The organism is Tardiphaga sp. P9-11 (assembly GCF_008329525.1).
GTDB lineage: Bacteria > Pseudomonadota > Alphaproteobacteria > Rhizobiales > Xanthobacteraceae > Tardiphaga.
Genome location: NZ_NPKQ01000019.1, coordinates 1 through 25,884, shown reverse-complemented (window position 1 = coordinate 25,884; position 25,884 = coordinate 1). Strand labels below are relative to the sequence as shown.

28 protein-coding genes and 3 pseudogenes are annotated in these 25,884 nt (G+C 57.9%); 18 read left to right on the top strand and 13 right to left on the bottom strand.

The annotated features are described in order from the left end of the window. Positions 1-125 (top strand): annotated as a pseudogene (locus CIW50_RS29840) (IS21-like element helper ATPase IstB); the annotation flags it as partial. A gap of 40 nt (positions 126-165) precedes the next feature. Here the strand turns inward: CIW50_RS29840 and CIW50_RS28550 are convergent. After that, a complete protein-coding gene (locus CIW50_RS28550) occupies positions 166-426 on the bottom strand; it encodes a hypothetical protein (RefSeq protein ID WP_502707557.1) in 261 nt (86 codons plus the stop codon). 148 nt (positions 427-574) lie between these two features. Continuing rightward, on the bottom strand, positions 575-895 hold the full coding sequence (locus CIW50_RS28545; RefSeq protein WP_149534532.1) for a PilZ domain-containing protein: 321 nt from the start codon (positions 893-895) through the stop codon (positions 575-577). A 629-nt stretch (positions 896-1,524) separates the two neighbouring features. On the opposite strand from CIW50_RS28545, the gene CIW50_RS28540 reads away from it, so the two are divergent. Beyond that, entirely contained in the window at positions 1,525-3,606 is a 2,082-nt protein-coding gene (locus tag CIW50_RS28540) for a putative bifunctional diguanylate cyclase/phosphodiesterase (RefSeq protein WP_149534531.1), read from the top strand. A 728-nt stretch (positions 3,607-4,334) separates the two neighbouring features. Continuing rightward, positions 4,335-6,026, top strand: a complete 1,692-nt coding sequence (locus CIW50_RS28530; RefSeq protein WP_149534530.1) for an alpha-amylase family protein — start codon at positions 4,335-4,337, stop codon at positions 6,024-6,026. 1,207 nt (positions 6,027-7,233) lie between these two features. Here CIW50_RS28530 and CIW50_RS28525 read toward each other — a convergent pair. From CIW50_RS28525 to CIW50_RS28515, 3 genes are all read right to left on the bottom strand, one after another. Then, complete coding sequence (locus tag CIW50_RS28525; protein WP_502707558.1) at positions 7,234-9,150, bottom strand: hybrid sensor histidine kinase/response regulator; 1,917 nt, start codon at positions 9,148-9,150, stop codon at positions 7,234-7,236. Positions 9,151-9,805: 655 nt separating this feature from the next. Continuing rightward, positions 9,806-9,985: a hypothetical protein gene (locus CIW50_RS28520; protein WP_149534528.1), complete on the bottom strand. Its 180-nt coding sequence runs from the start codon at positions 9,983-9,985 to the stop codon at positions 9,806-9,808. After that, the gene (locus tag CIW50_RS28515; RefSeq protein WP_246664505.1) at positions 9,982-10,302 is read right to left on the bottom strand and encodes a hypothetical protein; all 321 of its coding nucleotides are present in this window, start codon (positions 10,300-10,302) and stop codon (positions 9,982-9,984) included. Before CIW50_RS28515 ends, CIW50_RS28520 begins: the two co-directional genes overlap by 4 nt. 161 nt (positions 10,303-10,463) lie before the next feature. Here CIW50_RS28515 and CIW50_RS29305 point away from each other — a divergent pair, with 161 nt between their 5' ends. The 14 genes from CIW50_RS29305 (at position 10,464) to CIW50_RS29690 (ending at position 20,940) form a co-directional block, all read left to right on the top strand. Further along, positions 10,464-10,625, top strand: coding sequence for a hypothetical protein (locus CIW50_RS29305; protein ID WP_172980511.1), 162 nt, complete (start codon positions 10,464-10,466; stop codon positions 10,623-10,625). A gap of 251 nt (positions 10,626-10,876) precedes the next feature. Continuing rightward, a complete protein-coding gene (locus CIW50_RS29300) occupies positions 10,877-11,038 on the top strand; it encodes a hypothetical protein (protein WP_172980510.1) in 162 nt (53 codons plus the stop codon). Positions 11,039-11,199: 161 nt separating this feature from the next. Beyond that, complete coding sequence (locus tag CIW50_RS28510; RefSeq protein ID WP_149534526.1) at positions 11,200-11,415, top strand: hypothetical protein; 216 nt, start codon at positions 11,200-11,202, stop codon at positions 11,413-11,415. 700 nt (positions 11,416-12,115) lie between these two features. Next, entirely contained in the window at positions 12,116-12,277 is a 162-nt protein-coding gene (locus CIW50_RS28505) for a DUF2934 domain-containing protein (protein WP_081422126.1), read from the top strand. Positions 12,278-12,390: 113 nt separating this feature from the next. Beyond that, the gene (locus tag CIW50_RS28500; RefSeq protein WP_149534525.1) at positions 12,391-13,251 is read left to right on the top strand and encodes an SDR family oxidoreductase; all 861 of its coding nucleotides are present in this window, start codon (positions 12,391-12,393) and stop codon (positions 13,249-13,251) included. 41 nt (positions 13,252-13,292) lie between these two features. Continuing rightward, positions 13,293-13,568: a SemiSWEET family sugar transporter gene (locus CIW50_RS28495; RefSeq protein ID WP_149534524.1), complete on the top strand. Its 276-nt coding sequence runs from the start codon at positions 13,293-13,295 to the stop codon at positions 13,566-13,568. 67 nt (positions 13,569-13,635) lie between these two features. After that, entirely contained in the window at positions 13,636-14,202 is a 567-nt protein-coding gene (locus CIW50_RS28490; protein ID WP_149534523.1) for a phosphatase PAP2 family protein, read from the top strand. Then, positions 14,199-14,537: a DUF3147 family protein gene (locus CIW50_RS28485; RefSeq protein ID WP_149534522.1), complete on the top strand. Its 339-nt coding sequence runs from the start codon at positions 14,199-14,201 to the stop codon at positions 14,535-14,537. Before CIW50_RS28490 ends, CIW50_RS28485 begins: the two co-directional genes overlap by 4 nt. Positions 14,538-14,970: 433 nt before the next feature. Then, positions 14,971-15,579: a cysteine hydrolase family protein gene (locus tag CIW50_RS28475; RefSeq protein WP_149534520.1), complete on the top strand. Its 609-nt coding sequence runs from the start codon at positions 14,971-14,973 to the stop codon at positions 15,577-15,579. Between the two features lie 773 nt (positions 15,580-16,352). Beyond that, positions 16,353-16,862: a (2Fe-2S)-binding protein gene (locus CIW50_RS28470; protein ID WP_246664504.1), complete on the top strand. Its 510-nt coding sequence runs from the start codon at positions 16,353-16,355 to the stop codon at positions 16,860-16,862. Next, positions 16,859-17,872, top strand: coding sequence for an FAD binding domain-containing protein (locus CIW50_RS28465; protein ID WP_149534519.1), 1,014 nt, complete (start codon positions 16,859-16,861; stop codon positions 17,870-17,872). Before CIW50_RS28470 ends, CIW50_RS28465 begins: the two co-directional genes overlap by 4 nt. 20 nt (positions 17,873-17,892) lie before the next feature. Further along, positions 17,893-20,148, top strand: coding sequence for a xanthine dehydrogenase family protein molybdopterin-binding subunit (locus tag CIW50_RS28460; protein WP_149534518.1), 2,256 nt, complete (start codon positions 17,893-17,895; stop codon positions 20,146-20,148). Positions 20,149-20,174: 26 nt separating this feature from the next. Then, the gene (locus CIW50_RS29695; RefSeq protein WP_246664503.1) at positions 20,175-20,468 is read left to right on the top strand and encodes an endonuclease/exonuclease/phosphatase family protein; all 294 of its coding nucleotides are present in this window, start codon (positions 20,175-20,177) and stop codon (positions 20,466-20,468) included. Next, a complete protein-coding gene (locus tag CIW50_RS29690; protein WP_246664502.1) occupies positions 20,458-20,940 on the top strand; it encodes an exonuclease/endonuclease/phosphatase family protein in 483 nt (160 codons plus the stop codon). Before CIW50_RS29695 ends, CIW50_RS29690 begins: the two co-directional genes overlap by 11 nt. Before the next feature lie 99 nt (positions 20,941-21,039). Here CIW50_RS29690 and CIW50_RS28450 read toward each other — a convergent pair whose 3' ends face one another. The 7 genes and pseudogenes from CIW50_RS28450 to CIW50_RS28425 form a co-directional block, all read right to left on the bottom strand. Next, complete coding sequence (locus CIW50_RS28450) at positions 21,040-21,234, bottom strand: hypothetical protein (protein ID WP_149534517.1); 195 nt, start codon at positions 21,232-21,234, stop codon at positions 21,040-21,042. Then, entirely contained in the window at positions 21,231-21,389 is a 159-nt protein-coding gene (locus CIW50_RS29295) for a hypothetical protein (protein ID WP_172980509.1), read from the bottom strand. Before CIW50_RS29295 ends, CIW50_RS28450 begins: the two co-directional genes overlap by 4 nt. Before the next feature lie 690 nt (positions 21,390-22,079). After that, complete coding sequence (locus CIW50_RS28445; protein WP_149534516.1) at positions 22,080-22,364, bottom strand: hypothetical protein; 285 nt, start codon at positions 22,362-22,364, stop codon at positions 22,080-22,082. Continuing rightward, a pseudogene (locus CIW50_RS28440) lies at positions 22,361-23,061 on the bottom strand (SOS response-associated peptidase family protein). The gene CIW50_RS28445 and the pseudogene CIW50_RS28440 overlap by 4 nt, the downstream one beginning before the upstream one ends. Positions 23,062-23,077: 16 nt before the next feature. Next, complete coding sequence (locus CIW50_RS28435) at positions 23,078-23,524, bottom strand: hypothetical protein (protein ID WP_149534515.1); 447 nt, start codon at positions 23,522-23,524, stop codon at positions 23,078-23,080. Then, entirely contained in the window at positions 23,524-23,973 is a 450-nt protein-coding gene (locus CIW50_RS28430) for a hypothetical protein (protein WP_149534534.1), read from the bottom strand. Before CIW50_RS28430 ends, CIW50_RS28435 begins: the two co-directional genes overlap by 1 nt. Positions 23,974-24,016: 43 nt before the next feature. Further along, positions 24,017-24,499 carry a hypothetical protein gene (locus CIW50_RS28425; RefSeq protein ID WP_349636764.1) on the bottom strand — a complete coding sequence of 161 codons (483 nt, stop codon included), beginning with the start codon at positions 24,497-24,499 and terminating at the stop codon, positions 24,017-24,019. 945 nt (positions 24,500-25,444) lie between these two features. Here CIW50_RS28425 and CIW50_RS29685 point away from each other — a divergent pair. Then, positions 25,445-25,685: pseudogene (locus CIW50_RS29685) on the top strand (PilZ domain-containing protein). A gap of 38 nt (positions 25,686-25,723) precedes the next feature. Here CIW50_RS29685 and CIW50_RS28410 read toward each other — a convergent pair. Continuing rightward, positions 25,724-25,884 (bottom strand): DUF892 family protein (locus CIW50_RS28410; protein WP_149534491.1); only part of this gene is annotated, 161 nt, incomplete at its 5' end.

Sequence of the window (25,884 nt, the reverse complement as noted above, 5' to 3'; positions counted from 1 at the left end):
CCCGCGCTCGTCTCGTCTCCGCAACCCCGGCCAGCTCCGACGAGACGAGCGCTACCCCCAAACCAGCACGCTCAAAGGGGTCAAAATTGGACGCCGATCCGGGGTCAAATTTGAACGCCGATTGACAAGCAAACCGTGGGGAAGCAAAATGACGGCAGACGGCTTTCAGTCCGAGCTAGCCGCCGAATTTGCCGGGAAGCGCGCTAGCAGATCTTCTGTCTGACCTAGCAAAGGAAGACAAACGCGCACCCAAGCAAGCTGCCCATTGGCGGTGTCGCGGCTGGTGCCATTTCTCTTTGCGTTCGCTGGTTCAAAAAGTTTCCCGATTGGATAATTAAGAAAGTAGCATATCCCGTAAAGGGTACCGGCGCTAATCCGGTTCGCAACGCGTTCGTACTTCCGCATCTGCTGCAGAGACACGCCCATGGCTTCGCCGATGGCGGCTTGGCTAAGTCCCTTCTCGATCCGGCCCTCACGGATGCGCTTCCCGATAAGGATGTCAATATCTTTGTGCTGCGCGCCGCCGCCTTGGTCGGCTTTGGCATTTATCCGTCTCTGGTTTCGAGATCATAGCTTATTGCACCGGGCCGTCTTTGCTTAGTTGAGGAGGTCGAATCTTCTTTCTTCCAGGCAGCAGGAAATCGACTTGCATCTGATCGCCGTTAATCCAGGCGAGCACGCAGCGTCGATAGGCGAGCCCCGTTTTTGAAAGCAACAAGAAGAACTCCGTGAGATTAAGCCCCTCCACCGATTTTACTATCGTCAGCCTGGCACCGGATTCAGATGCAGCCGTCATGATGCAGGCCCGACGCCAAGTACCGTCTATCGCCATGATGTGAGCGTCAAATCCGCGCTCGAAGACAACACTGTCCTTACGTCGTTCTAGGGCGGCCATGTGAATTCCGGCAATTGAGCTGACTGCTTGCTAATGCCATTCACCTAAAAACCCGTAAAACTATTATTGCCGACGCGGGAAATAGTGGCAATGCCGACTCGCAGATTCTTATGAGGCTAAAACCACGAAGTAGCGGAACTTGCCAAACGCATCTCGCAGATGCGAGAAACATACCGTTGATGCGTCTGGTCCCCTCATCCGGTTCTCATCGGATATTTCCGTGCGCTAGATTGGCTTGAGCCCGCGTTTTAAAGCGTTCTCAAACATCAAATCAGAAGTTGCGCGTCAGCGGCAGTCCCTTCATAGGGATGTCGTCCCGGCGGTCCATCCAGTTCTTTCACCCAACAAGAATGAAATATGCGTCTAATCACCACAATGGCGATTATGAGTTGCCACTTGTTCCCGAATGGAAGTCCGCACCGCAATCGGACTGCCGTGAGCAAATAGCCAATGCGATGCTGTGGGCTACGCAGATTCACCCGAGTCACGATAGGGCGATTCCCAGATCGGACGAGCACCGCAATTAACGGGCTTTTAAGCTCACCGATGGATTAGCTTTCCGCTTGACCAGCCGTCTTGCTACATCGTCAGACTGAAAGCACGGTACCACGAACAAATCGCGTGTATGGATGAGTCTGGCAGCTGCCCTGATCTATTGGGTCATTATTTCGCTATGGCTGGCAGTGCTGGCTACAGTATGCATTGCGTTTGCACGCAATCCTCGGACATTTGGAACCATCCGCCTTTTGCTAGCGGTGTTGTCAATCGATACCGTCCGGAACATCGCCGAGAACGTCTATTTCGGTTTGTATTTTGGGGGACAATACGGACTGTTTCCAGCCTCGATTGTTGGAGTGCTGGGCAATCCACACTATCTCATTCTCCCAAAGGTGATGAACGTGGTTGCAGCATGCGCCGTGCTTGGTTTGCTTGCGCTCCGCTGGCTTCCACTGGCGGCCAAAGAACGCGCGGATGCTGATGACGACATTCGCTTGAAGGGATTGGCCTTGAGCCAGGAGGCGAACGAGAGCCGTCGATTGTTCGAGACATCCTTAGATCTCATCCTGGTAACGGATCCAAAGGGCCTCTTTACTCGCGTAAGCCCGAGCTCTTTTGCGATACTCGGGTATAAACCAGAAGAAATGATCGGACGGAGCGGGGCGGAATTCATACTCCCAACAGATCTTGACGCTACGCGACGCGAAATGAAGCTAGGCCGGAGCGCCCAACATAAGCGGCACTTTGAAACCAGATACGTTCATAAGAGTGGTCGGGTAGTGCCTCTGGCTTGGTCCGGTGTGTGGTGCGAGCCGGAGCAAAGGTATTTCTTTTTCGGTCGAGACATGACCGAGCGAAAAACCGCGGAAGAGCGGCTGCAGCGACTGGCCTTTTATGATCAACTGACCGACCTCCCCAATCGGGCAAGCCTACGTAAAGATTTCAGCGAGCTATTCGAGGAGCCAGCCGTTCGGCCGCTCGCCCTCGCGATGCTTGATCTTGACGGATTCAAAGACGTTAATGACACGCTTGGTCACGCGTTCGGTGACCGGCTCCTGCAAGTAGTAGCGAGGCGTCTCGAAACCATTTCGGGTGGAATGCATGTCTACCGGCTGGGCGGAGATGAATTTGTCATGGTTCTTGAAGATTGTGGCGATCCGCTTTTGGCGACAGAGGTCGTGGGCTCCATTCTCAAGCACCTGGGGAAGCCTTTTAACGTTGATGGTCATCAATTGGTCGTTGCTGCTAGCGCCGGCATAGCGATCGGCCCAATACACGGCTCGAACGCCGATGACCTCTTGGCGAACGCGGATCTGGCGCTTTACGATGCGAAAGCAAGCGGGACTCGGACGCATCGGTTATACGCGCCTTCTTTGCGCGCCCGAGCGAACGCTCGTCGGCTGCTCGATAGCGAGCTTCGGCGTGCATGCGCCAATCAAGAATTTGTCCTGTACTATCAGCCTCAAGTTCGATCAAGCGACGGCGTTGTAATCGGCGCCGAGGCTCTCCTTCGGTGGAACCACCCAGAAAGAGGCATTCTGACGCCGGCAGCTTTTATTGAAGCACTTGCTGAAAGTGCAGTTGCTAAGGAAGCTGGTCGATGGATTTTGACGGAGGCCTGCCTGACGGCAGCGTCATGGCGCGCGAAAGGCCTGTCCGATATTCGGATGGGCGTGAATCTTTTCCCTGCGCAGTTCCGCAACGGCACGCTGCTGCAGGATGTCGAGCATGCCCTGGCTGAAAGCGGACTGCCGCCTGAAGCGCTCGAGCTTGAGATCACTGAAAATATCGCGCTTGGTCGCGAAGATGGAGCACTGGCTCCATTGAAAACTCTTCGATCAATGGGAATCGGGATTGCACTCGATGACTTTGGAACGGGGTACGCGTCTCTCAGCTATTTGACACGCTATCCGCTTACCCGAATTAAAATCGATCGGGGTTTTGTGCAGATGATCGATAACCAATCCGCCTCGGAGGATACAGCGATTGTGCGGTCTATCATCGTGATGGGGCGCAACCTAGGACTTGAGGTCGTTGCCGAGGGCGTCGAAACCACGGCACAGGCTGATTTCCTAAGGTCGGAAGGTTGCCACGAGTTGCAGGGGTTTCTGTTGTCGAAGCCGCTTCCAAAAGAAGCGTTCGAAAAGTTTTTAATGTCGGCTCCAGCAGAGCCACCTGAGATGACTGTCGAGACGGCACGACTGGTTGGATAGCCAAGTTCTGGTTGGATGTACCCAGTCAAGAGTCAACTCGCATGACCGCGAGATCAGGGCAGCCTGAAGGCCGGTTCGGTGACGTCACGCAGGACATTGAACCATTGCCGGAAAATGTACTTATGAGACGACCAGGGCGGTCCTGGCGCAGTTCGGATTCGATACGTTGCGCGACCTATCGGACATGGAGGCGCTCAAGGACGCCGGGCTGCTCAGCAAGGATGAGCTGTTCACAGGGGACATCCTGCCGGGTGAAGGGAGCGATGATGAGTAGCCTGACGAACTCCTCAAAGGTCGAGGGTACGGCGTGCATCCCAATTTTTTTTGCCCGGTCGGCAATCTTTGCCGGCGCGCCGCGGCGTCCCGGATGCCCGCTGGGCTGAAACTCGTCGACCTCCGCGCCGTTCAGTTGTTAGCATTCTGTCATAGACGACACTGACACCAAGCGACAACTCCGCTTTATTCGCACATGCTGTTTATAAGGATCGCTGTGTTGACGGGAACCATTGATAGCACCAGCAGTTTAATCGACTTCATCCGCACGGCCAAAAGTCATTGCGGCTTATGTAGTCGATAGATCTGTTCTTCGCGTCGCTCTCATGGTTCAGGACTGAGAACGGCGGTGCGATTTTGAACGTGTGCGTCGTCGGCAAGCTCCAACGATTCCGAGTGAGTCCCCACTGATCGACGCGACCCGGTCGCGACACAACCACGGACCAAAGGGCCACATGATCGACGACCTCTGGTACAAGAACGCCGTCTTCTACTGCCTCTCCGTAGGCAGTTTTATGGATGCTGATGGCGACGGTTGCGGCGACTTCAAGGGCCTGACGCGGCGGCTCGACTACATTCATGGCCTCGGCATCACCGCGATCTGGTTGATGCCATTCCAGCCCTCGCCCGGCAAGGACGACGGCTACGACATCTCCGACTACTACGGCGTCGATCCGCGCTACGGCACGCTAGGCGACTTCGTCGAATTCACCCATGGCTGCCACCAGCGCGGCATCCGCGTCATCATCGACCTTGTGGTCAATCACACCTCGGACCAGCACGCCTGGTTCAAGGACGCGCGCAGCGGCAGGGATTCGCGCTATCGCGACTGGTATGTGTGGTCGGACAAGAAACCGCCCAATGCCAACAAGGGTATGGTGTTTCCCGGCGTGCAGAAATCGACCTGGACGCACGACACGACCTCGAAGTCCTGGTTCTTCCACCGGTTCTATGACTTCCAGCCGGACCTCAACACATCCAACCCCTATGTGCAGGCCGAGATCCTGAAGATCATGGGGTTCTGGCTGCAGCTTGGCGTCTCCGGCTTCCGCATGGATGCGGTGCCCTTCGTGATCGCTACCAAGGGACCGAAGGTCCACAAGCCCACCGAACAATACGACATGTTGCGCGCCTTCCGCGAATTCCTGCAATGGCGCAAGGGCGACGCCATCATTCTCGCCGAAGCCAATGTGTTGCCGGAAACCGACATGGAATACTTCGGCAGCGACGGCGACCGCATGCAGATGATGTTCAACTTTCACGTCAACCAGAACCTTTTCTATGCGCTGGCCTCCGGCGACGTGCGCCCACTGGCTGCGGCGATGAAGGTGACCAAGCCGCGCCCGGCGACGGCGCAATGGGGCCTGTTCCTGCGCAATCATGACGAGCTCGATCTCGGCCGGCTGACCGAGGAGCAACGCCAGACGGTGTTCGCTAAACTCGGCCCGGACAAGGACATGCAGCTTTACGATCGCGGCATCCGACGTCGGCTGGCGCCAATGCTCGGCGGCGACCGACGCAGGCTCGAGCTTGCTTACAGCCTGATGTACACGCTGCCGGGTACTCCGGTGCTGCGCTATGGCGACGAGATCGCCATGGGTGATGATCTCACGCTGCCTGAACGCAACTGCGCGCGGACGCCGATGCAATGGTCGACGGAACCCCACGCCGGCTTCACCAAGAGCGAGATGTCAAAGAATCCTGTGATCGACAAGGGTCCCTACGGCTACAATCACGTCAATGTCGCCAAGCAGCGCCGCGATCCCAATTCGATGCTGAACTGGACCGAGCGCATGATCCGGATGCGCAAGGAGGTCCCCGAAATTGGCTGGGGCGACTTCACCATCATCGCCACGCGCAACCCCGCCGTGCTGGCAATCCGCTACGACTGGCGCAACAACTCCGTGCTGTTCGTGCATAATCTCGACGAACAGCCATGCGAAGTGTCATTCGCACTCGGCCTCGATGGCAAGCAGGGTGACCACCTGATCAATCTTCTGGCGGAAGACCATAGCCGCGCCGATGCCCAGGGCAAGCATCACCTGATGATGGAAGCATTTGCCTATCGGTGGTATCGCGTCGGCGGTCTAGATTATCTGCTCCGGCGCAGTGACATCGACAGTGATACGGATGCGCATCCGGCGTGAGGATGCCTGCGTCCGGATCGCGGGACCAAGCCTGCGGCCATCAGCGAGTACGCCGACATCAGCGGAAGGCAGATGAAGAAGCTTCGCTCTAAAACCTGGAGAGCGATACGACCTGGAACATGGACAGGCCTTCGCGCCAGTCTCTTGATAGAGTAGCCGCTGCGGCCCAGCTGAGGGACATGCATCGAACCTGGCGATTAGCAGGCGCACCTACGCCAGGACGCTCCGCCTTATGAATACGAACATCGAGCCTTTCGAGACGGGATAGCGCGCGGTGGCGGTGTAGGCACGATAGCTTGCATCGTGGTAGTCAGAGGCAAATACGGGCGTCGCCAGCCGACAGAATGCCGTGGTGCGGCCTTGGGATCAGCTACGTCTTCGCCGCAAACGGCTCAAGCCGGCCAGCGCAGCTCTCTCAGCGCTTGCGTGGGCGCCTTGGGGCCTGCGCTCAAGTCCCGACGCCCGGGGCCGTGATGGTCTAGAGCCCCACCCGCGGCGGCCACCTAGCGCTCTATGAATCGGAGGACGCGAATTATTACTACTGCCGCGGCGGCAATCAGGCCGACAGCGTCAACGTCACCAAGATCCGAAGTCCCGCCCCATTAAGGCGATCCGCTGGCCCGCTGGCGTCCCGTTGCCGACCGCTGGCCGCAAGATCGACGCAAACGGGCAGGCCGTGAAGGAGGGAGCGAGGCCTAGTCCTTCGCCGCCTTTGCTAGGATAGCCCGTGCCTCCTCCAAAATCCGACGTGCAATTTCAAGCTTGGCCACCTGCTCGGCGTCCCGGGGATTGTGGTTCCGTCCTTTGTGACCATGACAAACACTTCCACGCTGATGAACGCGAAAACAGTTTGATCTTCAAAAGCACGTTCCAAAGCTGTCGCGAAACGGCGTCGCGGCCCTCAAGGACAACGAACAAGGAGGCAAGCAAGACGATCTGCAACGTGGAGTCTGACAGAAGGGACATGGCGCCCTTACTACGTTCATTTCGCAGATGCGTTCCAATCTAAACTGCGTTCTCAACACTCTGCATTTACATAAAATTGCGGCCACACAATCGAAGGCATCGTCGCATCGCGAACCCCATGAGGGACCTTCGCCTTGCTCAATCGGCTCCCGCCATGGCAGGCAAAGTGTCATAAGCCGATGAGGCTGACGCTAGTCAAGACAGGTGGGCGTAAGATCCGGTGCATTGATTGTGGTTCAATTTAATAGCGCGCCCTTGATCTTTGGTGAAGGGCCGTCTGTAAGGCACTACTCAGCTCATGAAGCTCGTAAGGCTTTCGCAACAGCAAAAATTCTGAGCCCAGTTTCCGCGCTGCCTCACTGTAGCCCGTTGCAAGAACGACGGGAATGTGCGGGTAGCTCTGTCTAAGATGCCGGGCCAGCCCGAGACCATCCATTTTTCCAGGCATCACGACATCGCTGAAAACGAGGTCGATGCCGTCGTGCTCGATCTCGCGCAATGCGGACTCCGCATCCGATACGCATTTCACGCGATATCCCAACTCTTCCAGAAATACGGCGCTGGAGGTGGCAACATCCGGATTGTCTTCAACAAGAAGAACACTGCCGGCGCCTTTGGTCAGAACCTCTGCTTCGTGCGCACCTGCATGGCCCTCGCCACGCGGAAGCCGAATGGTGAATTCCGTGCCAGCACCGAGCTTGCTTTGGATTTCGACACGACCGCCGGCCTGGTTGGCAAAGCCATGCACCTGCGAGAGTCCTAATCCTGTTCCTTTGCCGACGGGCTTGGTCGTGAAAAACGGATCGAATACCTTCGCAATGACATCCTCGGGAATACCTGCGCCGGTATCAGTCACCTTGATCTGCACGTACTCGCCCTTATCCTCTCCATCCCCGACCCAGTAATTATCTGCCGTAATCGTCAAGGTGCCCCCGTCGGGCATGGCGTCACGAGAGTTGATGCTGAGATTGATGAGCGCCGTCTCGAGTTCGGTTGGATCCGCGAACACCGGCCAGACTCCGGCGGGTACGAAGATTTCGAGCTTGATCGTGCGACCCAGAACTGTCGTCAAGACTTCGCGTACAGCTTGTACGGTCTCTTCAAGATTGAGCAGCATCGGAGCGACTTGCTGACGCCGCGCAAACGTCAGCAACTGACGAGTAAGTGCCGCGCCGCGACGAACGCTTGCCTCAATCGCTCCTGCTGCCTCGATCACGCGGGGGACAACGGCATGCCGCTTAATCAGCCGAACGTTACCAGTGATTGCCATAAGGAGGTTGTTGAAGTCATGAGCCACTCCGCCGGTCAGCTGACCGAGCGCATCCATTTTCTGCGCTTCCGCCAGCTGCTTTTGCATACGTTCAAGTTGCTGCGTTGCTTGACGTCGCTCTGTGATGTCGCGCGTGATCTTGGCAAACCCGATCAGCTCGCCTGCGTCATTGCGGACGGGATCAATGACCACACTCGCCCAAAAGAACGTGCCGTCTTTGCGGACGCGTAAGCCTTCTTCTTCGTAACGGCCCTTTTCGCGTGCAATGCTGAGAGCACGCGCTGGTTTTCCCGCGTCCCGGTCGCCGGGAGTATAAAAGCGCGAAAAGTGCTGACCGATAATCTCGTCAGGAAGATAGCCCTTGATCCGCTGACCGCCGAGGTTCCAGCTGGTGACATGACCTTCCGGATCAAGCATGTATAACGCATAGTCCGTGACATTGCTCACCAACAGGCGAAAAAGATTTTCGCTTTCGCTCAATGCGGAGCGGGCCTGCATCCGTTCGGTGATATCACGCGTGATCTTTGCGAAGCCGACAAGGACACCATGTTCGTAGATGGCGTCGATAACTACGGACGCGAAAAATCGGGTGCCATCTTTCCGCATCCGCCAGCCTTCCGCTTCGAAACGCTTATTCCGGCGTGCGGCCTCTAATGCGGCGTTGGGTAGTCCGGCTTCGCGATCCTCCGGCGGGTAGAACACCGAGAAGTGCTGGCCCACGATTTCGTCTGCACCATACCCTTTGATCGTCTCGGCGCCTGCATTCCAATTTGATACGATGCCATTAGGATCGAGCAAATAAATCGCATAATCTGTGACGCCTTGAACGAGAAGTCGGAAGGCGCGTTCGCTTTCTAAAAGATTGCGGTCGTTCTTTGTTATTGGCATCATTCACTTTCCGCGAACCGAATCCCTATGGTAGAGAGCGATAACTGCCTGGTTTGGCGGCACGGGAGTCGCAGATCAGAGTAGGCTGCCCCACTTACACGGCACAAGAATATTTTTACCGCCAGCTTCGGAACCAAAGTTGGCTTTAATGATTGTCTCTGCCCTCTCAGATTAGCCGTTCGTTACGACGATAAATGCAAATTTCTAGAAGAGGGCAAGTAGACTGGCTGGACGATCGCCTAAGCCGCGACCTGGTGCGGTCGCGGGCTCTGTCGATGAGGATCCTGGGCTTTCTGTTTGAGAACGACGCTCAGTTCGGCGAGTTGGTCTGAAGGGCGGCTGCTCGCAGCGCCTTTTGCAGCACGGAAAATCTGTTGTGCCGTCCTCGGCCGTGACGATCATCTCGCCGTCGAAATCGCTGACTGGTTTTCAAATGCCATGCGTCGATTGTGATTTTCCTAAAGCGTCCCCGCCAGTCCTGGCCGTTCCGCGTGTAGACGTGAATTCCTTCGTTTGCGATGTGCAGCTGTACGCGATAGCGGTCGAACGATCACCAGACGGCACTTTGCCGATCGAAGACGCCAGGGCGGGCGACGAAGCTCGGAAGGCCGCTTCTTCGCCACCTTCGGGAGCCTTTGGTTCGGGATAGGGCAGGTCAGTTCGCCGGAGAGACTATCGGTGCCGGTGCCTGAGCTTTCACAGTCTGCTTCATCGACGACACACACAAGACGCCGCGGTCGGCCTCGTCAGCGATCTGTCGCAAGATGCGGGCGCGCTCGAGATCCTGCTCAACCATGGCGAGGCGGCGATAGCGAGCTGCGCGGTTATCAGTCATACCAACCTCAAATTGAGTTGCTGTCCTCTGCCGGCGTGACGCACCACGAAGTCCTCGATCGAGGATGAAAGATCTTCGAGGGCAGCATCAGTGCAGCGCCGGATCTCGCGCGCGACATCTTCCGAAACGTCGGCGGCCCGATGCTCGAAGGTGTTGAAGGCGATGACGCGCTGAGGGTCCTTGTACTGTCCGGACATCAAGTCACGGACGACCGTCTCGAGATCGGTCTTACCCGCATCAGCCTCGCGCCGAGCGCACCTCGATTGCTCGACGCAGTCCAGAACGAGATAAACATTCGGATCGCCGGCATTCGGCACAATAGTGAGTGTCCACCGGGACTGACGCATACAGGGAATCCAACGCAACTAACGGCGGATACAAGCTGGTGACTAGTGGTTCGTTCCGAACCCCAGGGGAGCTTGTTGATCGAGTTCTCGTTTTCAGTCCGCCGCGGCATTGCGGTGCTCCGGAGACGACGATGGCTACCAACAAACCGACGGGCGATAATGCGCGCAAAGGCGCCGTGAAGAAGCGCAGCCGGACCAAGACCATTATGGGTGATGCGACCATCTGGACGAAGCGCGACAAGGCCGCGCCGAAGAGATCGCTGCAGCGAAGAAGAAGGCCGCCAAGAAAATGACCGTTGCAAAGAGCTCAAGGGTTTCGTCGCGAGAAGAAGTAAGGCGATGCTCCCTAGGCCCTACATTCTCGGCGCTGTAGTCCTGCCGTTGCTACCCGGCAGAGCGCTTATTCTGCGTGACGCCGGCTCGCGCGAACCGCCGGACCAGGTTGTCAAAGTGCAACGGGAATGATCTTGGACCGGGAAGAACCGTCTTGCCCGGAACAATACTTATAGTAAATGCTTGTGCAACGGCCCGATGAGGATGCGCCATGACCGATCAAGAGACGCCATGTGCAAGTGACCAATTGACTGATCTGAAGGCCACCGTGGTGGATGGTATCAAAGCCGTCGCATCAACAATGGGAGAAGCAATCGAGGAAGGCGAAAAAGCCCGGCAAGCCCCTCGACATACTAAGCAAGCTTACGCGTGAAGCTCCGCTCGGTATGTTGTTTGCAGCATTTCTCATTGGCCGGGCACTGGCACAGCGGCGATGATTAGGCCGGTTGCCTTTTGAGATCGTCGAGCGTGACGCTTTTTTGGGGGCATGAATCTAGCAGTGGCTTTTGACCGACAGTTATTCCGGAGGATACTATGGGTTTAGCAACTTATGCCGTCATCGAATCTAACGATGGCTGGGGCGTTCTGCACGATGGAAACGTGGAGGGGAAATTCCTGACCAAAGAGTCTGCTTTCGAAGCAGCCGTCGCTGCAGCGTCTCTTGCGATCCGCCGGGGACACGAAGTCCATGTCAGCGCCCCGAGCAGCGAAGCCGGAAACAAGACGGCGCTTGGCGGTGCAACAAACTGACGGGGCTCAAGCTCCGTGAAAGGATATGAATTGGGACGAGATGATGAGCGCGCCGAAGTAAAGTCAGCGCGCAAAGCACGCGGCGCCGAGCCAGGGCCGTCGGTTCGCAACGTTTTAATTTGGAGCCTTGGCTTAGTTGGGGCCGCCTTTGCCGTTGTATATTTCCTGTTTTTCAGAACCTAGCCGACCGTCAGCTGGTGGCGGCGTACGCGCTTGGAGACGCCGATCAGGTTGCCGTCTGTTACGTAGAAACGACTTACATTCCTTCCTCTTTTGAGGTTTGAGCGTCCTGTTCGCACGGTGGCCGTTCCGATGGCTCTGCCACTGCTCCAAATGTGGCGGAGCTTTTGCTGACATAGCCGTTGGTCTGCAGTAGCCGGACGAACTCGTCCATCGAGGCATTCATTAAGCTGTTTGGTATGCTCGGCAGCTTCCGGTGCGAGGGTGCGGCAAAAAAAGCCGGCTAATGGTTTCACGAAAAGCCATGCGGGTCCCCTTTTCGTGAACAACGCTTTTGTCGCGCGGACGAGAGAGAGGGTCATTCGGGAGCGACAGTTCTAACGGAAATATTCTTGGGCGGGGAACTGGTCACATATTGGCGTCTTAAACGCACAAGCAATTATAGCGATCGATGCGATCGCCTGCATGACTGTTCCCCAGCGGTTCGCCGCCGTAGTTATCCGTTTTTGAGGAGAGGCCGATGCCCCGATACTCTGAAGAACAGATCCGAGAGTACGCTCACAAACTTTGGGAAAGGGAAGGTCGCCCGGAAGGTAAGGCCGACGACTTCTGGCACCAGGCCAAAAGCGAGCTCGAAAGCGATGCGCCTGGTGATGAAGACCCAAAACCGATGCCAGAGTAGGAAAAAGCGCTGCCCAAGCGCCCCTTCGTCATTGGGACGGGGCGATGTCGCCACCGGCGGAACGCTGCATCCAATCAAGCGTTTTCGATTGGCACTTATCTAGGAGCTGGTTCATGCCCCATTCTTATCCCGCGCCTCCGTTTGCTTCCCAGAAACAAGCGATGCCCGGCCGAACGGAGGCCATGCAGCCTCGTCCCGATCATGGCGAGAGCAGCTACAAGGGGGGCGGTCGATTACAGGGCATGAGAGCGGTAATTACCGGCGGCGACAGCGGGATCGGCCGCGCTGTCGCGTTGGCCTACGCACGCGAAGGTGCCGACGTTTTGATTTCTTATCTTGATGAGACCGAGGACGCGCTCGAGGCGAAAGCTTTGATCGAGCGCGAAGGCCGCAAGGCCATAACGATCGCAGGTGACATCCAACACCGACGCCATTGCGACGTGATTATCGATAAGGCGGTAACGGAGTTGGGCGGGATCGACATCCTCGTGAACAATGCGGCGCATCAAGCGACTTTCAAGGACATCGGCGACATTTCCGATGACGAGTGGGATTTGACGTTCAGAACAAATATCTATGCAATGTTCTACCTGACAAGGGCTGCCGTGCCTCACATGAAACCCGGAAGTGCGATCATCAATACCGCGTCGGTCAATTCGGATATGCCGAACCCAACCTTGCTGGCCTATGCGACGACGAAGGGGGCCATTCAGAATTTCACCGGCGGCCTGGCGCAGATGCTGGCCGATAAAGGCATCCGCGCAAACGCGGTGGCGCCGGGACCAATTTGGACGCCGCTCATTCCATCCACTATGCCAGACGAAGCCGTTAAAAATTTCGGCAAGCAGACGCCGATGCAACGTCCCGGACAGCCAGCAGAGCTCGCGACCGCTTACGTGATGCTCGCAGATCCCCTCTCAAGCTACGTTTCCGGGGCCACGATCGCCGTTACAGGCGGCAAACCTTTCATCTAATCGTATCGAGCGTTTCGCGGCAAAGCAGTGGGGTCTCATCGGTGTCCAGCATTTTGCCGTGGGTGGGAGGGTTCGCCGCTGTCCTGACTTCGCTGTCGTACATTCCACAGGTCCGGAAAGCATTGCCCCGGAGCTCAACCAAAGATCTGTCGCTCAAGATGCTTGTGGTGCTGACATCAGGCCTCGGTCTCTGGATCGCCTACGGTCTACTCAAGGGCGACTGGATCATCGTTCTGGCGAACAGTATCGGCTGTGCGCTGACAGCAACCGTGCTCGGCTGTAAAATACGAGACATTCGCGGGGAGGAGTCTACATAGGGAGCGGAACCTGGCTGCATGATCAGGGTTTAGAGTGCCTGTTATCTAGGTGTCATACGGAGATGCCATGCGGCCAATAATGGTACCACCCACTCTCCTTGATCGCGAGGTCGCAGCAACCGCGGTTCGGCACGCACATGCCGCAAGCGAACAAGTGGCCGTAGCCCTGACGTGGGGCGCGGACGAGCATGTTCTCGTTGTTGCTGCAGCGGCCTTCTGGCTCCTGTCGCGTAGCGGCTCCCCCCGGAAGCGAACTGTCGGTACGCATTTTCTCGCGGCCTCGGTGGCCACGGCCGTTGTGCCACATGCACTGAAGCATGTTTTCAATCAACGTCGACCAGACCGGCTCACCATTCTTGGCCATCTACACGGAGTACCGATCTCAGGCCGCCCGAATGATGCGTTCCCCTCGGGGCACGCGATGCATATGGGGGCTCTCGCGAGCGCAGCATCCTCATTCGATCGGCCGTATCGCGAGCTGACCTGGACGGCTGCGGTCGGTATCTCGCTGACCAGGATCTATGTTCTCGCGCATTGGACGAGCGATGTGGTCGCGGGCTTCGCCAGCGGATATCTGATTGATCGGCTATTGAGACGCTGGACCGGCTACGGCAAGGGGACGACGACGCCATGACGGATTACGCCGTCCGATTTTTCGTTGGAGGGGCAGTCGTCTCGATATTCGCGCTGCTCGGAGACGTGTTGCGGCCCAAGTCCTTCGCGGGGCTTTTCGGCGCCGCGCCGTCGGTGGCCCTGGTTTCGCTCGCGCTTGCGATCTCTAGGCAGGGAGTGGATTACGTCACCACGCAGGCCGCTTCGATGGTGGTCGGTGCTATGGCGCTTCTCGTGTTCAGCTTCGTGACGTGCCATCTACTCAAACGCACGGGGTTGTCAGTTCTATCTGTTACTCTGCTCGGATTTCCCCTGTGGCTGGTAGTCGCGTTTGGCCTCTATGGAATGGTGGGCTGAATGCTTGTTCGAGTCTCATTCTCATCGTTGAGCGATGGTCGCTGGTACGAATACATCGTCCGGTTCCTGCTGGGCGGAGCAGCGACTGTCATAACGGGCCTGATCGGCACGCGTTGGGGTCCGGGTGTCGGAGGTCTATTCCTGGCATTTCCAGCCATGCTTTGCGCCAGCGCCACGCTGGTCGAGTCGCACGAAAGACGCCGCAAAAGGGAAATTGGCCTGCAGGGCAAGAGACGTGGTGAAGACGCCGCTGCGCTCGACGCTGCTGGAGCGGCTCTCGGAAGCATGGGCCTGGTTGCGTTCGCTCTCACGGTCTTCCTGGTAAATGCCGCTGCTCCCTGGAGCAGCCTGGCGCTGGCATCTCTTGCGTGGGCGGCGACCGCAGGTTCTTGCTGGTGGACTTACAAGAGATTTCGCAGGACGTGGACTTGAGATGGGCGAACTCCAGTCAAGAATAGACACCAGTCGGGCAGTGCACTTGTGTCTGGATATGCAGAGGCTGTTCGGTCCCGAAGGGCCTTGGCCGACACCTTGGCTCGAACGTGTCATGCCGGCGGTGGAAAGCCTCGTCGAACGTGACCCCGCACGGACTGTCTTTACGCGCTTTATTCCCCCGGCGTCGCCCGAGCGTGCAAATGGGATGTGGCAGAGCTACTTCCGAAAATGGCGGTTGGTCACGCGCGAACGCCTGGACCCGCACCTCCTCGAGCTTATGCCGCCTTTGCAGCGACATGTCCCACCGGCGCTTGTCTGCGACAAGCCTGCCTATTCCGCGTTCTCGAACGGGAGGCTTCACGGCCTTCTGCAAGACGGTAACGTCAATACCTTGATCGTGAGCGGTGCGGAGACGGACGTCTGTGTTCTCTCAACCATCTTGAGTTCTGTTGATCTGGGCTATCGCATCATCGTTGCGCAAGATGCGATATGCAGTTCAGCCGACGAAACTCACGATGCCTTACTTGGCTTGTACGCCCGGCGTTTCGACCTACAGATCGAACTGGCAGAGTGTGCCCAGATCCTTGAAAATTGGTCGCAGGCTTGAATGCAGCCACGGGGCTAGGGCTGGGCAGGCAAAGTGCTTGGCGCGCGCTAACGGCGCGGGCGACCAAAACCCTGAAGACCAAAACCCTGAACAAGGAGACCCCGATAATCGGGGTCTCCTTCTGGCTGGCATCACGCGCTAGTTGCCGCCGCCGGCACCACCACCTGCGCCACCACCAGCACCGCCGCCGCCGCCCGCAGTGCGACCTTCGGCAGAACTGTTAGACCCCGTTGTTCCCGTCGCTGCGTTCGATCCACTAAGGGAGCTCGCATTGTTGCCAGTCTGCGATCCTGCAGCGTGCGGCGCCGCGTGTGGAGCGCTCGATGTCGGACGATCGACTGCCGTGCCTGTACTAGTAGTGCCAGGCTGTGTAACGCCGTTGCCTGCGGAATTGACCTGAGGCGCGCTCGGATTTGCACCGCTCTGTGCGAATGCAGTAGGAGCAATCATCAGTGCTGCTGTCGTAACTGCTATCAACCTCTTCTTCATATTGTCCTCGTTCGTTTTCATGCCCCGAGCTGGATGAATTAACTTGCTCAGTTGTTGTTCCTGGTGACAAAAAAGCGTAACGGCGGAACTTCAATGGCGCCTCTACTTACTTGCCCCAGGCGGTTCCCGGACAAAATCGGTTGCGGCGTGGGATGGCATGCCGGAGACGCCAGAATCGGGAACGCTTCGATCTCCGATATGGGCAAGCCCAGCCTGAAGGTCGAAGATAGCGGAACATCCTACGATTAGAATGGTTCTGGTGGCGAACGTATAGCGAGGCGCCCGTGAACCAGATCCCACATCACCCACAGATCCCGATTTCCCTGACGATCAACGGAACGTTGCACGAACTCGAAGTAGAGCCATGGGTGACGCTTCTAGACCTGCTGCGTGAGCGCCTCTCGCTCACCGGAACTAAAAAGGGATGCGATCAGGGACAATGCGGCGCCTGTACCGTGCTCGTCGATGGCAAACGCATCAATTCGTGCCTGGCGCTGGCGGTGTCGCGCGACGGTGCCGAGATCACCACTATCGAAGGGCTGGCCGAGAACGGCGAACTGCATCCGCTACAGATGGCCTTCATCGAGCGCGACGCGTTTCAATGCGGCTACTGCACGCCTGGCCAGATCTGCTCAGCGGCGGGTCTGCTGGCGGAAGGCCACACCCATAGCCGGGCCGAGATACGCGAGCATATGAGCGGCAACCTGTGCCGCTGCGGCGCCTATACCAATATCGCCGCCGCGGTCGAGGACGTGCTGATGCCGCGCATCGCGGCGAAGGAGGCCGCCGAATGAACCGGTTCGAGTATATCCGCCCGGCCACAGTTGCGGATGCCATTGCGGCGCTGAATGAGACTGCAGCGCGCGCGCTGGCGGGTGGCACCAATCTCGTTGACCTGATGAAATACGATGTAGCGCAGCCGTCGCGGCTGGTCGACATCAACCGGCTTCCACTCAAATCGATCGAAATCACTTCCGGTGGAGCGCTACGCATCGGCGCGCTGGTCACCAATACCGATCTCGCGTGGCATCCAGACGTTCGCGAAAAGTGGCCGATGCTGTCGAGCGCCATTCTTGCCGGCGCATCGCCGCAGTTGCGGAACGCGGCCACAACCGGAGGAAATCTAATGCAGCGAACGCGCTGCTATTATTTTTATGATCCGTCGACAGCTTGCAACAAGCGACAGCCCGGAAGTGGCTGCTCCGCCATTGGAGGCGTCAATCGTATTCACGCCATTCTCGGCGCCAGCGATAGCTGCATCGCAGTCCATCCGTCGGACATGTGCGTCGCGATGGCTGCGCTCGATGCATCCGTCGAAGTCGAGGGGCCGGAGGGCAAGCGATCGATTCCAATGTCTGGTTTCCACCGCCTTCCCGGCGTGGAGCCCGAACGCGACAACACGCTGAAGGTCGGCGAACTCATCACGTCGATTACCATCCCCGAGCCGGACTTCGGTCCCTATCACACCTACCTCAAGATCCGGGACCGGCTGTCCTATGCCTTCGCACTGATCTCCGTCGCCGCCGCGCTGCGCGTGAAGGAGGGCATCATCCAGGACGTCCGGATCGCGCTCGGCGGGGTCGCGCATAAGCCATGGCGGGATTCTGACGCAGAAAGATCGTTGAAAGGCGAGCGAGCCGGGACCCAGAGCTTTGCGCAGGTCGCCGATTGCATCCTTCGTGATGCGAAGGGGCAGGGCGACAACGACTTCAAGATCGAGCTTGCTCGCCGCGCCATCGTTCGCGCGCTGGAGCAGGCGGCTGCGGGCACGCCGCAGGACCAAGCCGACAAATCGATTCACTAGAAAGTTAACGGGAACATCGCATGTCAGTTGGTGAAATCGCGCATATCGGACGTTCGACCAGCCGGGTCGACGGTAGGCTGAAGGTGACCGGCCAAGCGCATTACGCGGCAGAGTATCCTGCTGACGATCTGCTTTATGGCTACATCGTCGGCAGCACGATCGCGACCGGACGGATCGCGTCGATGGACCTCGATGCAGCAAGGCGGTTTCCAGGCGTCGTCGAAATCTTCACGCACGAAAATCGCGGCAAAGCGGCATGGCTCGATCGTAGCTGGCGGGACGAAGTCGCGCCTCCCGGCCGTCCGTTCCGGCCGTTACAATCGGACCGCATCCTGTTCGACGGTCAGCCGGTCGCGTTGATTGTCGCCGAGACGTTCGAGGTCGCGCGTGACGCGGCATCCCTGGTTCGCATTGCCTATGATGTCGATGCGCATTGCACCGAGCTCGAGGCGAAGCGGGCAGAGGCCTATGTGCCTCCGAAGAAGCGTAGCGGTATTCCGCCGCCACCGGACCCGCGCGGCGATGCCGAGCAGGCGTTTCAAGATGCGCCCGTCAAGATCAGCCGCGATTACCGGATCAATGCCGAGCACCACAATCCGATGGAGATGTTCGCCACCACCTGCGTGTTCGAGGGCGACGGCAAGCTGACGATCTATGATAAGACGCAGGGTTCACAGAATGCGCAGGGCTACGTCACTTCAGTGTTTGGGCTTCGCAGCAAGGATGTCCGCCTCATCAATCATTATGTGGGCGGCGCCTTCGGCGCCGGTCTTCGGCCGCAGCACCAATTGTTCCTCGCCGTCATGGCCAGTCTCGAACTCGAACGCTCGGTGCGGGTGTCGCTGACGCGCGCGCAGATGTTTCATATCGGCTACCGGCCGGACAATTACCACTCCGTATCGCTCGCCGCCGATCGCGATGGGCGGCTGCAGTCGATCATGCATGATGCCGTTGCCTCGACGTCCCATTACGAGGATTATCAGGAGGCTGTCGTCAATTGGTCGGGCATGATGTATCACTGCGACAACGTCAAACTGACGTATCATCTTGCCAAGCTCGATACCGCCACGCCGTGTGACATGCGCGCACCCGGCGCAGCCATCGGTGTGACAGCGCTCGAATGCGCGCTCGACGAACTTTCATACGAACTCGGTATCGATCCGCTCGAAATTCGTCGGATCAATTTCGCCTCGAAGGACGAGAACACCAACAAGCAGTTTACATCTAAGGCGCTTCTGGAATGCTACAGCGAGGGCGCTGCGGCATTTGGATGGGAGAAGCGAAGCCCCAAGCCGCGTGCCATGAAGGAGGGTCGCGAGCTGATTGGATGGGGCGTCTCAACGGGAATGTGGGACGCTTTCCTGCAAAAGGCCCAGGCGACTGCGACCCTCAAGGTGGACGGGACGCTCGAGGTGGCAACGGCGGCGTCCGATATTGGCACCGGGACCTGGACAATCCTGACGCAGATCGGCGCCGAAGCGTTCGGATTGCCGCTCCAAGACGTTCAGGCCCGGATCGGCGATTCGACCCTGCCGATGTCGCCGGTCGAAGGAGGTTCGTGGACCGCAGCGTCAAACGGCTCGGCGGTTCAGGCCGCATGTGATGCGGTCAAGCATTCTCTGTTCAAGCACGCCAGGAAGATGGCCAACTCGCCGCTTGCGGATGCAAGCTTCGAAGACGTCGAGGTCCGGGATAGACGCATCTTCCGGAAGGATGATCCGGCGCGCGGGCTTTCCGTGTTCGAAGTCATGCACGCCGCCGAGCTCCCGGAAATCACCGAGCAGGGCAAAGTCAGCCCGAACCTACGGCAGATGCTGAAATATATCAGCTACACGCATTCCGCCGTGTTCGCGGAAGTGCGCGTGGATGAAGATCTGGGTGTCGTTCGCGTGACGCGCGTCGTGTGCGCGGCGGCGGCGGGCAAGATCCTCAATCCCAAGACGGCCCGCAGCCAGATTCTAGGCGGCGTGGTGATGGGAATCGGCATGGCGCTGCACGAGGAAGCCATGACGGATCACCGCCTCGGCAAGATTATGAATGCCAATCTCGGCGAATATCACGTTCCCGCCCATGCCGATATCGAAGATATCGAAGTGATCTTCGTCGATGAAAAGGACGACAAGGTCAGTCCGCTTGGCGTCAAGGGCCTGGGCGAGATCGGCATCGTGGGAACTGCGTCTGCCGTCGCGAATGCGATCTTTCACGCAACTGGTGTGCGGGTGCGTGATTTCCCCATCACCATCGACAAGATTCTGAACTCTCCACGACCGTCCTGACTTCACTCGCCGCATGAGTGAGCTACATGTCGGCATGGCCTGAATCGGAAGACCGCGTGAAGATTGCGACTTTCGACGTGAACAATGTCAACAAGCGACTGCCCAATTTGCAAGGGTGGCTAAAGTCGGCGAAGCCGGACGTGGTGTGTCTTCAAGAGCTGAAGGCCGCCAGGTCTGAATCTTCGGAACGTGCGTTGCGTAAGGTGGGCAATTCTGCCGAGTGGGTTGGCCATAAGAACCAGAATGGCGTCGCAATCCTCGCGAGGAAACCCGAGATCGTCGTAACGCGCAGACGGCCGCCCCGGCGACGTGAAGGATGATCAGAGCCGCTACATCGAGGCGGCCGTCGACGGCGTACTCATTGGCTGCGTCTCCCGCGCCCAACGGCAATCCGCAGCCGGACCGAAGTTTGATTACAAGCTGGCCTGGCTGAAGCGTTTGAACGCGCACGCCAGCAAGCTGCTCAAGTCCGGTGCTCCCGTGGTCATCGCCGGCGACTTCGACGTCGTACCGATGCCGTTTCGACATCTACCCACCAAATCGTGGGACAAGGATGCGCCGGTGCAGCCCGAAAGCAAGCCGGCGTATCAGTCATCTTGCCAATTGCGCCGGCAACCATCTCGCTTTTTCCCAGCAGGCGGCCCGACGTCATCGGGGGCAATGCCGTCGGGCCTGACCCGATTGCATGTGATCTGCCGAGGTCGCCGCGAAAGTGGCTGCTGCGCTGGCTATCAGAAATTTTTTCATAGTATCCTCCTGTTCGCATATGATGCAGAATGCTCGGATAATTAGCGGAATTGTTGGAAGGTTCGGATTAGCTATCTGCCGTCGGCTACCTGTTCAAATATTGGTATTATAAAGCCCCATCGGTAATGACATTCGGGCCCACTATTATTCCACCAGCCTAATGACTCGCCTCCGATTGATGCGGTCCAAGGCTTTCACCAAGTCCTCGCGATCGAGGACGAACATTAAGCGCTCCAGTGTACCCTCCGGATCTCGTGGGCCGGGATTGATATACTGCCCGAGAATGCGCCTGGCATCTTCAAGCGCGCGTAACGCAGTATCTACGTCAGGCGTGTTCATCGATCCCTCCCTGGCGTATAGCGGTTGCGCCGCTTGAGGTCCTTGTCGACCGAATGATAAACAGGCGTTCCTTTCGGGAACAGCGCTTGCAGCATGCCGGGGCGGGCGAACTCGATCGGCCCGTCGTACTCGGCGGCTCGGATCAAAATGTGCATCGCGTTCTGCCACGATGGGGCGTCGTGCGTTCGCCTTGGCAAGCGGGTGATATATTCGCCGGCATCCTGAAGAGTCGCGAGCCTACCGCCGGCAGGCAGGGCAATGGGCTCAGGAAATCGGTTTGACCAGGACACAACGCAACTCCCCAACTGAACGGTGGATTCAAACGTCCTGCGGCGGATTGGTTCCTATCGAGCGCCCATGCCTCTCTCATCGGTCCTCGATAGCGCCCTTGTCTCGCAGCTCAGCCCTTACCTTTCGGACGCCGGCCAGCGGAATACCCAGATCGAGCGCTTTCCTTCTTACCGATGTAAGGGGCCGGCCGAGCGCGGCTGCGGCTCGCAAAGCAGACGCTCCGTTGGCGGCCAGCCCTTTCAGTCTGGCGACGTCTTCTGTGTCCCATCGTTTCGCAAGCAGGCGCCTGACCACGGCTAATTCTCCGGCGGTCGCAGTTCGCCCTTCAACCAGCCCTTTGCTCGGACCACTGGATCCGGCTCAACAGCGGCGTGGATGAAGCTGCACTTTGGGCACTCGTAGGTGTGCGCAACGAAGCCGTTTTCGGGGAGGGAGCATCTGATCCAATAAGTGGCGGCTCCGCAGTTTGGACAGGGTAGGGCTCGGGTGCGTCGCATGGCCGATACTCGTACTAGAGCCGTTACGCGGCAAGGCACAGAGTATCGCTAAAACAATCAAGGCGTCTGTTTGGTTCCCAACAGCTCCGCTGCGGGCGCGATCTTCCATCTGAACATGCTGCCGCACTCGTGCATCTTGATGACGCCGGTCTCGATGAGGTGGTCCCGGCCGGCTGCATACTCCGCGACGGTGCCGGCACCACCTTTCAGGAAGGTGCCGTTCCATTCCCCGACGGGCATATGGCCCTGATCCACACGGAGCGTTTTCGCAATCTCGACCAGTTTATCAGCAGCTTTGGCTGGATCGGCGTAGGGGCGTTTGTCGTCAACGTATTTTGTCATGGGGTAGGAGCTTCGTCTTTCTTCTTGCCGCGGCCGACGATCTTGAGCACGCCATCCGGTAAAGGACGCTGAAGCTGCGTCGCTTCGTCTGCGGGGGCTATCATCCAGACTTGCAATTCTGGCTTCGTCAGGATAACGGGCATTGCTTTCGGGTGGATTGCGCCGACTTCGGCGGTCAGGAAGGCGAAGATGTCGTTAGTCGTCTCGCCCTCTTTGACCTTCCGAACCGATGTCCAGTTCGTCCAGATTCCTGCGAAGAACGCCAGAGGGCGATCTCGCCGAACGCAAACCAGATGTCGCCGCCCTCAGCTTTATTGAATTCGCTGAACGACGTGAACGGCACAAGGCAACGGGACTCGACACCGAGCCATCTTTTCCAGTGCTTGCTGTCGAGATTACGGATGTTCGTTGTGCCGCTGTCGGGCTCCATCCTTACCAGTTCCTTGAAGTCGAACTCCTTGCCCTTCAAGCTTGGCCGCGCGTTTCTTCGCAGCCTGCATCTGGGCGAATTGAGACGATGGCATTCCCAGCGGGCGAGCACCAGCCCTGTTGTGCCGGCCTTGTTGCGCACGATCGGCGCCGGGTAGTCCGGAAAGATTCCTGGCATCGACGGCAGGTTACCGGCGCTATCGACGTCGAAATTGAACAGCTGCCGGATGGCATCCTGGGTCTTCGTCATCGAATAGAGATTGCACATCCAACATTCCTGCGATTTAGGGTCCCGGCGCTCGTCCAGTGATATGCCCAATATGGGCCATGGTTTCTTCGTGAATGCTGGGATCGAACATCGTGCCACATGAGCACTGGATCGGGCCTCTGCCCAACTTGTTGCAAAATCCCGCATTCCATAGCGCATATTTGTTGGCGGTCCACTGTTTCTGCCGGCGCCATGCCTCGAACTCCGTGTCTATGCGTTGTGGCAAGAACACCTTCCACGCGGCAGCAAACGCGGCGTGGGCCGTTGCGAAATCCGGCGTTTCGCCTCTGAAACATTCGTCGGGATGGAGTGGGTAAAAGCCGCAAGACCATTTCCAGACGCCAGACCGCTCCGGGTTCGGATCCCAATCCTGCTGAGCGATGGTACCGACGTCAACGTCGCCGTACCGGATTGTCCATGTCTCTTGGCGGTCGTCGGTCCGATGACGGGTGAGTTCGGGCATCACGGCACCTCGGCGGTGTGCCGTCGGCCGATCGCCAGCTGTAGCAATGTTGCCCGGGGCCGTTTTCCGCCTTTCGCGCATCGCTGGCATCGCAAGCGGGTGGCGAGATCGTGGATGCATGTTGTTTCGACATGCGGGAGTTCAGCCAGGTTGACCTCGCGCTTGGTCTGGCATCGTGAGCACTCAATTTCGAGCCAAGAGAAGCCGCCATTGAGCGCTTGATCGACCTTCGGTGATGGATCGATCGGCTCGCCATCCGCCCACATGCGTTCGTTCCAGATTTCGCAAAGGAGGCGATCGGCTTGCCTGATCAGGGCGTCGCCCTTTGTCCGCATCTCGTCCGACTGGGCAGCCAGCATGCCCGTCATTCCGCGCGCTTTTTGAAGCTCTTTATTCAGAGCTTTCCTGTCGCCGCCTGATAGGGGCGTGGGGTGATATTTCGGAGCCATATGGGCACCAGGCGTGACATTCAAAAAAGGAAAATCAAAAAAACTACGTCGTCTCAAACGACGGCCAACAGCCGTCCTCTTCATGACGCCCGGTGCGTTCCTGGCAGCCGTTGTCGAGCAGCTTCATGCCCACGTCTTTCCAGACGGCGTGGGCTCCATAGAGACGCACCGCATCCACGGTCTGAATTTCCAAGATCCGATCGCAGCGACGACACGTCACTCTTAGGACGTGTCGGGGAATTTCGGATAGGCGCCGCTGCTGAATGGGAATGCCAGTGCGGATCTGGCCGCGGGGATCCCGGACGATGGAATCCCAATACGCCTCGGGCAGGTCGTCTGCGGGGCCAGGCATCGGGGTCCCGGGATCCGGTGGACGGCTCGGCTTGGAGGCAAGCTTTTCCATCTGTCGCTCGGTGAACATACGGAAGCTCGCGGGTCTGTCACTCATGTCTTCGATTAGAACATAAGAAGAACAAAAATCGAGTCCGCAGAGGTTGAATTTCACGAGTGCAACAGTGCCGGTCACGGCAATAGGTCTCGTCAACTGGCCACTGTCGGACTTCGCAGCGCGGATCGAGGGCAGAATTTTACCAATACCAAACCGCTCCGAGCTTTCGCGGCGGAATTCCTTGAAGCATTGCCGGGCGATTATCGAGGCCGCACCATTAATTACCGCGCCGCTAAAGTTGTGGAACAGAATGATACAATCGGACTTGAGTCGGTGAATTCAGCACGGCTAGGTGTCGATGTGAAAGCAACGAAACTACCTGCGATCAATCTGTTGCTGTGCCGACGCTGCGGGGCGGCTCGCATTCTTACCAAGATTGAGACTCATTCTAGAGCCAGTGTGCCTGGTGATCGTAGAACGTTTCGGTGTGTCAATTGCATGTTGTCCGAAACCTACCAAATCAACCGTCGCGGCGCGCTGCTACTATCTTCAAACTGAGATGCAGTGGGCGGCCAAGAACCCGCTGGCCCGCCCCATATCTTTGCCAACTTCGGTGCCGGCCCGTCTCCCGCCGCAGTGGCCTACTTTGAATTCGACCGGCAACGGCATGGGTCTACGCTGGTCAAAGACGTAGTCAGTCTCAGTTTGAAAACTGAACTTAGGGTTTGAAAACTGAACTTAGGCCTTGCGACCGACAAGCCTTAGTTTGAAATTGACGAAATCCGCGATCGGCGGCAGAATTTAGCCGCTATGGGTCAAGCTGAAAGACCAGTCTGTCCCCGATGCGGGGCTCATCTGATTTTGGCGCTGCCGCCAGGCGGCAAAGGGACTCGCACGTTCCAATGTTTCGATTGCGACCGACCCGACCCGCTTAAGACAGATCAAGCGATAGGCTGGTTAAAGGGTGAATTGCAGCCACCGAAGTAATTCCGGTACTGGCCTGTTTCGACCCCTATTGGTCTAGTTTGAAAACAGCGTGGCCTATTTACGAAAACCTCAGAACTGGAACCTAAAATCGCCGGCATGGTCGAAAATAGGATCGCACCTAGAAAGCGCGTTCTAAAAGCTGGCACCATTGAGTTTGGCGGCGGCGGCTTCGATTGCATCGTCAAGAATCTTTCCGAAACAGGCGCAGCATTAGAGGTTGTGACACCGCTTTACATACCCGACCGCTTCACACTCTTTGTGCCGAGCGATCAGTTGAAGCGACGCAGCCCATGTCGTTTGGCGCAAAGAAAAGCGCCTCGGAGTAACGTTCGAATAAAGCCGCCCCAGTGGGCGGCCTTATTTGTTGTCAGCACATTACGCTGCCTCGGCGTTGACGGCGGTGACCGCGAGCTTGGAAAGCGCGTCGTCGGTCTTCTTTTCTTCGCTCAACGTCTGGTCGATGAGCTTCACCGCATCCTTGTGGCCCAGCGTCGCCGCCCATGTCTTCAAAGTACCGTAACGGGAGATTTCGTAGT